The 12,796-nt window shown below is 61.0% G+C and carries 13 protein-coding genes; 9 read left to right on the forward strand and 4 right to left on the reverse strand.

The genetic code is table 11. The features are described 5' to 3' along the window. The first annotated feature begins 114 nt into the window (after window positions 1-114). The 4 genes from rplM to argC all read left to right on the forward strand — a co-directional run bounded on the left by rplM (window position 115) and on the right by argC (window position 2,939). On the forward strand, window positions 115-576 hold the full coding sequence (rplM, locus tag VFG26_RS06870; RefSeq protein WP_325023600.1) for a 50S ribosomal protein L13: 462 nt from the start codon (window positions 115-117) through the stop codon (window positions 574-576). Between the two features lie 5 nt (window positions 577-581). Continuing rightward, window positions 582-1,061, forward strand: coding sequence for a 30S ribosomal protein S9 (gene rpsI / locus VFG26_RS06875; protein ID WP_325023603.1), 480 nt, complete (start codon window positions 582-584; stop codon window positions 1,059-1,061). Window positions 1,062-1,222: 161 nt separating this feature from the next. After that, window positions 1,223-1,981: a TerC family protein gene (locus VFG26_RS06880; RefSeq protein WP_325023605.1), complete on the forward strand. Its 759-nt coding sequence runs from the start codon at window positions 1,223-1,225 to the stop codon at window positions 1,979-1,981. Between the two features lie 22 nt (window positions 1,982-2,003). Further along, window positions 2,004-2,939 (forward strand): N-acetyl-gamma-glutamyl-phosphate reductase, encoded by a 936-nt coding sequence (gene argC, locus VFG26_RS06885; protein ID WP_414653266.1) that lies wholly within the window; start codon window positions 2,004-2,006, stop codon window positions 2,937-2,939. Here the strand turns inward: argC and VFG26_RS06890 are convergent. Further along, window positions 2,914-4,029 carry a COX15/CtaA family protein gene (locus VFG26_RS06890; RefSeq protein WP_325023609.1) on the reverse strand — a complete coding sequence of 372 codons (1,116 nt, stop codon included), beginning with the start codon at window positions 4,027-4,029 and terminating at the stop codon, window positions 2,914-2,916. The genes argC and VFG26_RS06890 overlap by 26 nt on opposite strands. Window positions 4,030-4,150: 121 nt before the next feature. Here VFG26_RS06890 and VFG26_RS06895 point away from each other — a divergent pair, with 121 nt between their 5' ends. Further along, window positions 4,151-4,360, forward strand: coding sequence for a DUF2842 domain-containing protein (locus VFG26_RS06895; RefSeq protein WP_325023611.1), 210 nt, complete (start codon window positions 4,151-4,153; stop codon window positions 4,358-4,360). Here the strand turns inward: VFG26_RS06895 and VFG26_RS06900 are convergent. After that, the gene (locus VFG26_RS06900; RefSeq protein ID WP_325023613.1) at window positions 4,313-5,440 is read right to left on the reverse strand and encodes a polysaccharide deacetylase family protein; all 1,128 of its coding nucleotides are present in this window, start codon (window positions 5,438-5,440) and stop codon (window positions 4,313-4,315) included. The genes VFG26_RS06895 and VFG26_RS06900 overlap by 48 nt on opposite strands. A 33-nt stretch (window positions 5,441-5,473) precedes the next feature. Beyond that, a complete protein-coding gene (locus tag VFG26_RS06905; protein WP_325023615.1) occupies window positions 5,474-7,720 on the reverse strand; it encodes a GumC family protein in 2,247 nt (748 codons plus the stop codon). Window positions 7,721-7,914: 194 nt separating this feature from the next. On the opposite strand from VFG26_RS06905, the gene VFG26_RS06910 reads away from it, so the two are divergent. From VFG26_RS06910 to VFG26_RS06925, 4 genes are all read left to right on the forward strand, one after another. Then, window positions 7,915-8,598 (forward strand): polysaccharide biosynthesis/export family protein, encoded by a 684-nt coding sequence (locus VFG26_RS06910; protein WP_325023617.1) that lies wholly within the window; start codon window positions 7,915-7,917, stop codon window positions 8,596-8,598. Between the two features lie 42 nt (window positions 8,599-8,640). Next, the gene (locus VFG26_RS06915) at window positions 8,641-9,807 is read left to right on the forward strand and encodes a glycosyltransferase family 4 protein (RefSeq protein ID WP_325023619.1); all 1,167 of its coding nucleotides are present in this window, start codon (window positions 8,641-8,643) and stop codon (window positions 9,805-9,807) included. A gap of 345 nt (window positions 9,808-10,152) precedes the next feature. Continuing rightward, entirely contained in the window at window positions 10,153-11,517 is a 1,365-nt protein-coding gene (locus VFG26_RS06920; protein WP_325023621.1) for a HAMP domain-containing protein, read from the forward strand. After that, complete coding sequence (locus VFG26_RS06925; protein ID WP_325023623.1) at window positions 11,514-12,131, forward strand: response regulator transcription factor; 618 nt, start codon at window positions 11,514-11,516, stop codon at window positions 12,129-12,131. Before VFG26_RS06920 ends, VFG26_RS06925 begins: the two co-directional genes overlap by 4 nt. Before the next feature lie 56 nt (window positions 12,132-12,187). On the opposite strand, the gene VFG26_RS06930 is transcribed toward VFG26_RS06925, so the two are convergent. Then, a complete protein-coding gene (locus VFG26_RS06930; RefSeq protein ID WP_325023626.1) occupies window positions 12,188-12,724 on the reverse strand; it encodes an SRPBCC family protein in 537 nt (178 codons plus the stop codon). Window positions 12,725-12,796 lie beyond the last annotated feature (72 nt).

The following is a 12,796-nucleotide window of genomic DNA, read 5'->3' on the forward strand; positions in this document are numbered from 1 at the left end:
TAAATTCTCCTTGCAACGCTGCGGTGATTTCGAGTATGCACGCGGCTTCTCGGAATGCAGCGCGCAGTGGACGATTGAAGCGTGCGCAGCCATCCGCCAAGGAGCTTCAACATAATGTCTACCTATGTCGCCAAGCCGGCCACGGTGGAGAAGAAGTGGGTTCTCATCGACGCCGAAGGGCTCGTTGTCGGCCGACTTGCCGCTCTCATCGCGACCCGCCTCAAGGGCAAACACAAAGCGATTTACACGCCTCACGTCGATTGCGGCGACAACATCGTCGTCATCAACGCTGAGAAGGTCGTCTTCACCGGCGCCAAGCGCGAAGACAAGGTCTACTACCGCCACACCGGCTATCCGGGCGGCATCAAAGAGCGCACGCCGCGCCAGATCCTCGACAGCAAGCATCCCGAGCGGATCATCGAGAAGGCCGTCGAGCGCATGCTTGCACGCGGTCCTCTGCACCGTCAGATCATGCGCAACCTCCGAGTCTATAAGGGTGGCGCGCATCCGCACGAAGCGCAGAACCCGGAGAAGCTCGACGTCGCGAAGCTCAACCGTAAGAATGTGAGGGTCTGAGATCCATGGCTACTGAAACAAAGACCCTGGCCGATCTCGCCGCCGTCAAGGGCGACGAACCGCAGGCCGCGCCTGTCCGGACCCAGAAGCTCGACAAGCTTGGCCGCGCCTACGCAACCGGCAAGCGTAAGAACGCTGTCGCCCGCGTCTGGCTGAAGCCCGGCAAGGGCCTCATCACGGTCAACGACAAGGACTTCAAGGCCTATTTCGCCCGTCCGGTTCTGCAGATGCTTCTGCAGCAGCCGCTGAACCTCGCCAACCGCTCGACGCAGTACGATATTCGTATTTCGGTCGCAGGCGGCGGACTTTCCGGCCAGGCCGGCGCTGTCCGTCACGGCATCTCGAAGGCCCTCACCTATTATGAGCCGGATCTTCGTGGCGTGCTGAAGAAGCAGGGCTTCCTGACGCGCGACAGCCGCGTTGTCGAACGTAAGAAGTACGGCAAGGTCAAGGCTCGCAAATCCTTCCAGTTCTCGAAGCGCTAGTCGCTCGGGACCTCTGGAACGTTCAAGACGAAAGCAGCCCGTCCATTTGGCGGGCTGTTTTATTGTGTGGCAGGAGGGTTGCGGGTGCTCCGCAGCAATGCCACATACCGTCGACAAGCAAGCGCGGCTCGGCCGTTTCGGCGAGGGGATTTGGAGACACTATGGACTGGCTGCTGAACGGCATGCACGAGCTTATCTCGACGCTTGTTACCGATATTGGCTACCTCGTGACGCCCGACTGGTGGCGCACGCATTGGGTCGCCCTCTTCAACATCCTCATGATCGACCTGACGCTTGCCGGCGACAACGCGATTGTCGTTGGTATGGCGGCTTCGCGCGTTCAGCAGTCCATGCGCACCAAGGTGATCTTCTGGGGCATCCTCGGTGCCGTCGTCCTCCGGATCCTTTTCTCAGGTGTTGCGCAGCAGATGCTGCAGGTGATCGGACTGACTCTGGCGGGCGGTCTTTTGCTGCTTTTCGTCTGCTGGAAGATGTGCCGGCAGATCGTCGAAGGCGAAGAGCATTCCATCGACGAAGTGGAAAAGAAGCTCGCCTCGGGCGCGCCTGACCCAGCCCATCAGGCGACGTTCTGGAGCGCGCTCTGGACGATTATCCTCGCCGACCTGTCGATGTCGCTCGACAACGTGCTGGCGGTTGCCGGCGCCGCGGGCGAATCCACCCTGGTTCTGGTCATCGGCTTGGCGGTTGCCATTATCCTGATGGCCGTCGCCTCCACCTACATCGCCAAGCTTCTGGCTAAGTATCCCTGGATCGCCTGGATCGGCCTTCTCATCATCCTCTATGTGGCGCTCGACATGATCTATCGCGACAGCCACCGCATCGTGTGCGAGGCCTACGGCGTCGGCTGCTCCGAGACGATCCTGCAAGGCATCAAGCACCGGCTTGGGTTCGGCGGATAGTTTGGCGGTTAAAGCTATGACCATGACGACGGCAAACACCAAGCTGGCCCGCATCTTCATCGACGGGGAAGCGGGTACGACCGGTCTCGAGATTCGGGACCGGCTGGCAAACGTCGGCCAGATCGAAGTTCGCAGCATCGACCCGGCGAAGCGGAAGGACCGCGAGGCGCGGGCTGAGATGCTGCGTAATGTCGATCTCGTCGTGCTGTGCCTGCCGGACGATGCGGCCAAGGAGACGGTGGCGCTTGCCGATGAGCTGGGTACGAACGCGCCCAAGATCGTCGATGCTTCGACGGCGCATCGTGTGGCTGAAGGCTGGGTCTATGGCTTCGCCGAGCTGGCGCCGAGCCAGGCTGAGGCGATCCGCAATGCGACGCGTGTTGCCAATCCCGGCTGCTATCCGACTGGCGGCATCGCGCTCATCCGCCCGCTCGTCGAAGCCGGGCTCATCGAGCCCGATTACCCGATCAGCGTCAACGCGGTGTCGGGATATTCGGGCGGCGGCCGCAGCATGATCGAGGCCTATGAAGCGGGTACCGCGCCTGCGTTCGAGCTGTACGGGCTTGGCCTTGAGCACAAGCACGTGCCGGAATTGCAGAAGTATTCAGGCCTGACGCGGCGGCCAATCTTCGTGCCGAGCGTGGGCAACTTCCGCAAAGGCATGCTTGTGTCTCTGCCCCTCCACCTCGATACGCTGACAGGGCGCCCGAGCGTGGCCGATATCGAAGCCACGTTCCGCGCCTACTACAAGGGCGCCGCGCTCGTTAGCGTTGGCGCGGCCCCGGCTGCCGGACGGATTGTAGCGGAAGGCTTGAACGATACCGACCGGCTTGAGCTCTTCGTATTCGGGAAGCCTGAGCTTGGCCAAGCCGTGCTGGTTGCGCGGCTCGACAATCTGGGCAAGGGGGCCGCAGGTGCGGCCGTTCAGAACATCAAGCTGATGCTCGGCCTCGACTAGAGAAGTCGCGGGGCACGATGCCGGCGCGGCGCGTCGCATAGAGATGCACTACGGCGGCCGCGAAGACGATGGCGCCGACGGCCTGGTGGGCAAGCCCCAGATCCAACGAAACGTGGCTGAGAAGCGTGGCGATACCCAGCGCGACCTGCAGGATGATCGCGCCGCCGAGCCAGACGGCCGTCAGCCGGATGCGATCATCGACCGGCTTCAGGTAGGTCAGTCCGATCTGCACCAGGACCAGCGCGGTGACGATATAAGCCATCACGCGATGATTGAATTGCGTAGCGGCATGTCCTTCGAAGAAGCTGAGGTATGCCGGATTGGTCCAGTAGTCGCTCGGGAACCACTGGCCGTCCATGGTCGGCCACGTGTTGTAGATATATCCGGCCCGAAGGCCTGCGACGAACGCGCCGAGAACGACCTGCAGGGTGATGGCCGCGAGGATGATCACGGCCATGCGCTTGATGAGCGGGGTCGCAACTTCGCCGGTGACGTGGGGTTCTGAGGGCCACTCCTCGAGTGCCAGCCAGACGAGCAGGCCGAGGATCAGGAAGGCAGTCGTGAGGTGCAGCGCGAGCCGATACTGGCTGACCTCGGTGCGGTCAACCAAGCCGGACTTCACCATGTACCAGCCAATCACGCCCTGAAGCGCGCCGAGCGCGAGGATGCCCAGAAACTTGATGCCCGTGCCACGGTCGAGACGCCCGGTCCACCAGAAGAACGCGAGCGGCAGCGCGAAGACGATGCCGATAAAGCGGCCGAGGAACCGGTGGCTCCACTCCCACCAGTAGATGAACTTGAATTCCTCGAGCGACATGCCGTGGTTGAGGGCGGTGTACTGAGGGATCTGCTTGTACTTCTCGAAGGCGGCTCTCCAGTCGGCTTGGTCAAGCGGGGGGAAAGCGCCAAGCAGCGGCTGCCATTCGGTGATGGAGAGGCCGCTCTCCGTCAGCCGGGTCGCTCCGCCGACGACGACCATCGCAAAAACGAGCAGGGCGACGAACCATAGCCATAGGGAAACGGCCCGGTTGCCCGCGTCACGCGAAGGGGCTGCGAATTCCCGGGTTCCGGAAAGTTGCGTCATCGTCATCGGTCGGACATATCCTCAAAGCCGTCCCAGTGCGGGTGTGATACTCAATCACCCGGTCAGGACCAATGCGCCTATCAGCGCGCCGTCGCAAAACCCAAAGTTCGGGGGCAAATTCGAAAATATGACGCAACGCAAAAGGAAGCTTGTGGGGACGGTCGCGCTGCTTTTGCTGATCGCCGGTTATGCGGTTCTGGCTGTCGCAGTGGCCGTCGTCCTGCAAGTGCGCAACGTCAGCAAGGCCGCCGAGCTCGTTTACTACGTCGTGGCTGGACTGCTCTGGGTTCTACCCGCCGGCTGGCTCATTTCCTGGATGCAGCGCCCCGACGCGTGAGTCCCCTGCCCTTCCCGGTCCCAGCAACGCCCGCGCGCGCTTCGCGCGATCGCGAAGGGCAAACGGCAGGCCGGACAAGAGGACGCTGACAAAGCGCTGATCCTGGAAGTCGCCATTGAGGGAGAGACGTGGCAGCGCCGTGAGCGCTTGGGTGTGCGCCGGCTGGATCAGTCCCTTACGTGTCGTGACTGCAGTTTCGAGCCCTAGGCTTTCAGCAAGTTCGAATTCCCGTTCACCCGCACTCGTCTCATCGCCGTAGGGATAACTGAAATGGCGGCAGGGCTTGCCCAGCTCTTCACTGACTCGGGCGATGCTATCGGCCATTTCTCGCGTTGCATCGGCCAGGGGCAATTTGGCGAGCGCGAAATGGTTGCACGTGTGCGCGGCGATCGTGACGAGCGGGTCCTTCGCCAGCGCGCGGATTTCGTCCCAGTTCATCACCAGCTTGCGGCAGAGTGCGATGGGATCGAAGCCAGCCTGTGAGGCGAGGTCGCGAGTGATGGCGCGCGCCCGCGCTTCCGGCATTCGGCGCAGCCACCAGTAAATGTCTTCGAACGCGGCCGTCTTTTGCGCGTCGTCGACCAGCGTGTAAATCTTTGGAACGCCGTCGCGGTCGATCTTGGCGTTTGGAAGCAGCCTCAGTGCCTCTTCGAGCACGAGCCACCAGAGATCGCCCTCTCCATCCGCGTAGGCTGCCGGCACGTAGATCGTGAACGGAACGTTGTGACGCTTGAAAATCGGATAGGCGAAATCGCGGTTATCCCGATAGCCGTCATCCAGCGTGAAGACCGCGAATGGCTTGTCGTTGATGGACGGGCTCTCAAGCCGCGCCTTGACCTCGTCCAGACTGATAATTTCGAAGCCCTCGCGGCGGACAGTGGCAATGACCTCTTCTAGAAAATCGGGCGTGACCTTCAGGATGCCATTTGGCTCAAAGCCACGGGGCGCATCGGGCGTCACGTGATGCAGCATCAGCACAACGCCGCTAGGCCGGGACTTGCGGGCCGCGAGTTTCGCGAAGCCGGAATAATGGAGGGCGCCAAGAATAGCTTTCAGCACCTTGGTTGTTTGACGCCCCATACTCCCCGCTCCCTACATGTTGACCGGATGGTTCTAGGCTTGGCGCGCCACTGGCTCGCGCGGTTGCGTGACGCGCGCAAGGCGCTGTACCAGCGTGTCAGGGAATTCCTCCTGCCGCTCGTAGCGGATGACATCGATTTCGGCGACCTCGAAGCCGAGGAACATGTTTGCCTGTGCTTGGCTCGGGGGCCCGCCTCGATATGAGGTTGCGACGGCAATGCCCGCATCAAACCGGCCTTCCATGTCTTCGAAGAGGTTTCTCGCCTCCTCGTGGCGGCCGGCCACGACGATATGATCGTAGGTCTCGTCGAGCGCGTCGAGAATGAGGTTCAAACGGTCGACATCAATCTCGTTTTCATCGCTCAATGCCTCGCCGCTCGCGACGACGTGCGCGTGCGTTCCCGGAAGGCGTTGGATGATCTCGTCGAAGCCTGCGTTACCGGCGAGCAAATCGTTGAAGCCTGCGCTCATGTCCAGGCCGGCTTCACGTGCAAGGCCGTCGCCGCTCGGGCTCCAATCGATGAGGATGGGCTGAGCGCCCCCTCTCGCCAGTTCCTTCACGAGTTCGATCGCCTCGGTGTAGGGCGTAATTTCGTCGGTCTCACTCGTAATCAACGTACGATAGCCGCCGCTCGCGGTGCGCCGTTCCTTGATCCGTTCGGCCAACTCCCGCATCTCGCCGCCCTTGAAGACGACAGGCAGCGGGCCGTGCTCCGGCATCTCCAGGTCACCTGCCAAAGTCTCCAGCTCCGGCGCTGCGGCGGTAGCGGGCTTTGCAAACACCGGCGGCTCCGGAATGACTGGCTCGACGGGTTCGTCGGGCATTTCGGTGATGAGCGGCTCGTCCCGGCCGGCGGGCAGCATCGGTTCGCGATGACGCCGGTCGGTTGCATCCTTCCTGCGATATCCCTGCGGCGGCACAGTTTGGAACAGGGCGCCCATGACGATCCAGGCCGTTCCGAACATCAGCGTGGCAAAGGCGACGAGCGCGGAAAGCTGGCCTTTCTTCGGGAAGATCGGCACGCTTTCAGGCTGCGCCTTCGAGATGATCTGCGCCTCGACAGGCTGGGCGCGCGCATCGAGCTTCTTGCGATTGGCCTCGAGCTGCGCCTGCAGGTTTTCAAGCTCGGTGCGCTTGGCTTTGGCGTTGGCTTCCAACTGACGAAGCTGCGCCTCTTCCGGCGCATTCGTCACGATGCGGGTTTTGATGTCGGCAAGGCTTTGGGCAATGCTCGTCTCGCGGCCTTGCGCAACCTTTGCTTCCTTTTCGAGGCTCGCAACGATCTTGCGAATTTCAGAGTCGATCTGCAGTTTCAGGCCGGCCAGATCCGCATTGAGCTGACGCATGCGGGGATGGCCTGGAAGGAGCGTTGCTGAAAGCTCCGAGATCTGGCGTTCGATGCGTACGCGCTGCTGTACGAGATTTTGAATGAGCGGGGATTTCTGCACGTCGGCCAGGGCATCGGCGGAGCCCGCCTTCATCATCTCGCGCGCTGATGCGGCGCGCGCTTCCGCCTCGCCGCGAGCCGCCTTGGCCCGCGTCAACTCTGCGGTCAGCTCCGACATCTGCTGCTCATTAAGACCCGTATTCTGAGAGCCGCCGCGGAAGCCGTCGATCTTGCCGCGATAGCGGTCAACCTCAGTTTCCGCGCTTGCGACCTCGGCCGACAGCTTGTCTATTTTCGTCTTCAAGACGGTCTGCAGATCGTCGATCTCGGTCACGCCCTGCTCGGCGAGCGACGCGCGGTAGGTTTCCGTCAAAGCGTTGGCAATCTGGGCCGCGAGTTCGGGATCGAGCGACGTCATGCGGACGCCGATGAAGCGGCTTTCCTTCGCCGAGTAGACTTCAAGTCGGCTGCGAAAGGCCGACATGACGCGGTCGCGTTCGCTTTCGCCGCTGCGCGGTCCGCCGATGCCAATCATGCGAAGCGCGGCGTCGATCTTATCCACCGGCCCCAGCGCACTGTTGAATTCGGGGCGCTCGTTGAGCTTCAGTTCGCTTGCGATCTGCTGCATGAGATCGGGCGATTGGAGCGCCCGCACGTGCGTGTTGATGGCTTCTTTGTCCATCCGCGTCGTAACGAGGTCCGGACCCGCCGTTGCGCTGCGAGGATCTGAGAACGTGCTCGATGCACCCTTCGCCACGATGGCCAGCTCGGCTTCGCTTTGATAGCGCGGCGCCATCATCGTCAGCAGGAAGAATGTTGCAGCGCCGAGCGCCAAGCTTGAAAGGACAAGCCAACGGCCCTTGCGTAGCAAGGCGCCGAAGACAGTCGACATTTGGATTTCGTCGGGCGAAGCGGAGGTTCGCGGCGGCATATCTGTGCTCGGTCAAAGGTTTCAGCGCACTGCCAATAAGCGGTTGCCGAGGTTAGCAACTGCTTAAGCGCGTCGAAAAAATACAGCCTCTCAGATTTTGTTAACCTCACCCTCCTAATGTTCCGGCTGTTCATTTAGTGCCGGAAATGTTGCCGATGTCAGTCCGCCTGCTTTCGATGTTTGTAGCCACCCTATCGGTGCTCGCAGGCGCCTGCTCGCCCGGGGACTTCATCGATCCACGCATCGCCGGCGATGTCGCGATCTACGATGACGGGGCTTCGGTGAAGGATGGATATCCGCTTCCCGTTACGCGAGCATCGGCAGAGACGGTCGTATGGGGCACGCCTGCCGTCTACACGGAAGTTGCAGGGCCCGCCGAGGGTCCATACCTGCTGGATACCGGCGACCGGCTGCGCATTTTCGTTTATGGCCAGCCAAATCTTTCCCGCCTCTATATCGTCAATCAGGAAGGCAAAATTTCAGTGCCGCTGATCGGCAACGTAACCGCGCGCGGCAAGACGACGAACGAATTGCAAGGCATCATCCGTTCGCGGCTCGGCAGCGAATACGTCAAGGACCCCCAAGTCACCGTCGACATTCAGCAGAACCGCCCATTCTTCATTCTGGGAGAGGTGAAGAATGCGGGCCAATACCCCTATGTTTCGGGAATGACGGTTGAGACCGCTGTCGCCATCGCTGGTGGCTATACGGAACGCGCGAGCGAACGCAGCTTCCGCGTGAAACGGCGCGTCAACGGCTTCGTGCAAGACCTCGAAGTGCCCGGCGACTTCCCCGTGAGACCCAGCGACACCGTCTACGTATTCGAGAGATTTTTCTGATCGCTCGTCCCCTCCCCCGAATAGAAGTCGAGAAAGCAAGAGATGCGGATACTTCACTGCTTCCGGGCACCCGTCGGTGGTCTATTCCGTCATGTTCTCGACCTTGCTGAAGCGCAGGCGAGCCGTGGGCACGATGTCGGCATTCTCGCCGGGAGCACAGCCGAAGATCGCTTGACGGCCGGAAAGTTCGCAGCGCTCGCGCCCAAACTCACCCTCGGCATCGCGCGAATCCCGATGAAACGCATGCCGGGTATGGGCGATTTTGCGGCCGTGCACGCGACCTTCCGGCATGCGCGCCAACTTGATCTCGACGTCATTCACGGACATGGCGCCAAAGGCGGCGCGTATGCGCGTCTCGCGTCCTATGGGCTCTCGGTTTCGGGCCGCGATGTCAAATCATTCTACACGCCGCACGGCGGCAGCCTGAACTTCAAGCCAGGCACGCTGGAGAGCAAATTCTTGCTCTCAGTCGAGCGTAACCTCGACTCGATGACGACCGGCATCATCTTCGAGAGCGAGTACGCGGCGCAGAAGTATGCGTTGCACGTCGGAGGCATGGTGGCTCCGCAACGCATCATTCCGAACGGACTTGGAACCAGCGACTTCACGCCTGCTGTTGCCGACGCCCATGCGAAGGACGTGCTTTTCGTCGGCGAACTCCGGCAACTCAAGGGCGTCGACGTTCTCCTGAAGGCCATTGCAGACGTGAGAAGATCGCGCGCGATCACAGCGGCAATCGTAGGCTCGGGTCCCGAGGGCGAGGACTTGCGCAGCCTTGCGACGAGCCTCGGCCTTGATGACGTCGTGCATTTTACCGGTGCCATGCCTGCACGCGAAGCATTCAAGCTCGGCCGCGTCATGGTCGTCCCGTCTCGTGCCGAAAGCTTCCCGTACATCGTGCTTGAGGCGTCGGCGGCCGGTCTGCCGCTGATTGCAACCAACGTCGGCGGCATTCCCGAGATTGTTGCCGGCATGGATACTCAGTTGATCGAAGCTGGCGACGTCGATCAACTCGCGCGCGCTCTCATCGATACACTCGACAATATGGAGGCGGCGCGGGAACGCGCGAGCCGCCTGAAGGCGAAGGTCCAGACGACATATACGGTTTCTGCAATGACCGATGCGGTTCTGGATTTCTATGAGAAGGCTGAGATCCGACGCGCGCAGCTACCGCTCCGAGCTTCCAAGCTTCTGGGCCAGCGTGGTTAATTCCCGAGGCTCTGCCCGCAGGTCAGAACCTCGATTCAACTCGTCTCGGGAATTTTGCTCGAAGGGTTCGCCCACGATCGAAAGCCGAATGTTGGCCCGCCGTGCCAAAGCCGCTTGTTCCGCAATCAACTGCGCACGCAGCACTCGGTTCAAGTTCGAGACATATAAATTAAAATTCGACATAAACCGGCACAGCCCCGTGCAATGATCATCCCTCAAGGGAGAAACATGCAGAAACTCTGCCAATCGGGCGGACGGGAATTTTTCCCTTCACGTTCTAGAACTTGACGGCAAACTCAGTGTAGCTCAAAGCTACAATATTACACAGCTTCGGCGAAATTTAGGATGCCACTGAGACGCCGCCTTCTCGCGTTTGTCGCGCTCGTCCTGGCGCTTTGCCTTCTCGCCGGAGGCGCCCTTTCCTATTGGAATGGTCTTCGGAAGGTTGACCTCGAAATGTCATCCGCGGTCGACGTGGCTGCGAGCGCCGTCAGCGATGCGCTTTTGACGATTACTGCCGGCAGCGACGCCCGCTCGCAGGTGCTTCGGCTGGTTTCGTCGTTCGACGGCGACCGCCATGTCAAGGTAAGCCTCATCTCTCGCGATGGAAAATTCGTTCATGCCTCCCGCCTACTGCCGCCGGCGGACCCGCCGCCGCGTTGGCTCTACCGGCTGCTTTCGGGTGCGCCGCGAGAGCGCACGTTCGATCTTCCGGGCGACCTGAGGAACATCGGCACGATCACGATCGCTGCGGACTCGCACAGCGAAGTGGGCGAGGTCTGGGAAGATCTCCAACTCAAGTTCGCCATCATCGGTAGCTTCTGCACAATCGTCCTGGCGCTGATCTACGCATCGCTCGGCCGTGCACTGCGGCCGCTCGAGCAGCTCTCATCGGCGCTCGATCGCGTCGGAGAAGGCGATTACACCGCGCACGTTGCCGAAGACGGGCCCGACGATCTGAAGCGTATCTACCGCGCTTTCAATCGCATGGCCGAGCAACTGCGGGACGCCGAGCAGCAGAACCAGCGGCTCAACGAGCAGCTTTCGACCGTGCAGGAGGAAGAGCGGTCCGAAATCGCGCGGGATCTCCACGATGAGATCGGCCCATTTCTTTTCGCTGCAGATGTCGATGCGCAGTCGATCCCCTTACTCGTATCGCGGAATGCATCCGACGAGATCATCGATCGCAGTCACGCCATCCGGCAGTCTGTCCAGCATATGAAGGTACATCTGCGCGGGGTGCTGAGCCGATTGCGCCCAGCCCATCTGATCGATCAGGGATTGGCAATCGCGGTCGAGCAACTCGCCGGCTTCTGGAAGGCGCGGCATCCGCAAATCAATTTCCAGTTGGACATCGAAGATGAGCGCTTTCCGACAGCGATCGAAGAGGTGGCCTTCCGCGTTCTCCAGGAAGGCACCAGTAATGCCGTTCGCCACGGACAGCCCAGCGCGATCGGACTTTCCGTGCGGCGTACCGAAAGCGGAACACTGCGCATCGTCGTCGCCGACAATGGATGTGGGATTACTGCGAAGACCGGCAGAGGTTTCGGCCTTACTGGAATGCGCGAACGCGTGGGCTCTCTCAACGGAAGGCTCAGCATCGCCGATCAGGAGGAAGGCAAAGGCGTCATGCTGATCGCTGAACTCCCCCTCCCCGCCACGAACGGCAAGCCGAACAGACAAGAACCACTAACAACGAGTGCGGCATGAAAATTCTAATCGTCGACGATCACGGCGTAGTTCGTGAGGGTCTGAGGAAGCTCTTTGTTGCGCATTTTGAAGCCGAAGTGCTTGAGACAGCCGGCATCGACGATGCGCTCGCCGTCTATACTGCGCAGCGTCCCGATGTGGTCGTTCTCGACCTCAACCTCGAAGGCGCGGGCGGGCTTGAGGTCTTGAGACGGATCATGGCCGCCGACAGCGCAGCGCGCGTCGTGGTCTTCAGCATGCATCATGAACCGCTTTATGCCGTTCGCGCGCTTCGCGGCGGGGCTCGCGGCTACGTCAGCAAGAGCGCGCCTGTCGAGGAGCTGATCAGCGCCATTCGTAAAGTGCGGACGGGCGAGCAATACATCGACCGCGATCTCGCCTCGCGCATTGCGGTCAGTCAGATTTCCTCCGACGATCCCCTGCAGGCGTTGTCGATACGCGAGGTCGAGATCCTTCGCATGCTCGGCCAAGGCAAGAGCATGACAGCCATTTCCGACAGTCTCGGCATTGCCTACAAAACTGTCGCGAACATCTGCACGCAGATGAAGGTCAAGCTTGGCGTCAATCGTACGGCTGATCTCATCCGCCTCGCGCTTGAGACTTTAAAGACCTGAAGCAGAAAAGGCGCTGCATGAGCAGCGCCTTTCTCACAATCCGGAATTGACAGCGATCAGTCGTTGTCGGGCACGCCGCCTGCGGTTGCCTTGATGTTGTCGAGGCCCGCCTTGAAGACACCGTCGATCACGTCCTTGGCTTCCTTGTCGGTGCTGCCGTCCTTGGCATCGAAAACGGCCGACCAGGCGAAGTTGATTTCGTCCTCGTCGTCGTCGTCGGGCGTCAGCGCAAACTGGGCCTGATAATCTTTGACCGGGAATGGGCTTTCTAGGATTTCGTAGCGGTAGAAGTTCGGCTTTTCATCGAGGAGCTTTTCCTTGATCTTACCGCCGTCCTTCAGCGTCAAAATGCGCAGCTTCGCGTCGCCCTCAGTCAGTTCCTCGCACTCCGCTACGGCCGGGTGCCAGTCTTTGATCGAACACCAGCCACCGAACTGGGCCCAGAGCCGCTGGCGCTCTTCGTTCATCTTCTTGGCATCAACCCGAAGCTCCAGCTTCTTGCCAACAGCAATGCCCGCGGCGTCCGCCAGCGGGGCCCCAATGAGCATCCCGGCAACCGCGCCAGCGATCACCAAGCCCTGAGCGAGTTTCATCGATGTTCTCCCCTTCATTTCTACCCTCCGCTCTTACCGAAGAAACCACGGCGGGCGGATTCACATCTGTGT

The organism is Hyphomicrobium sp., from assembly GCF_035687085.1.
Classification (GTDB): Bacteria; Pseudomonadota; Alphaproteobacteria; order Rhizobiales; family Hyphomicrobiaceae; genus Hyphomicrobium_B.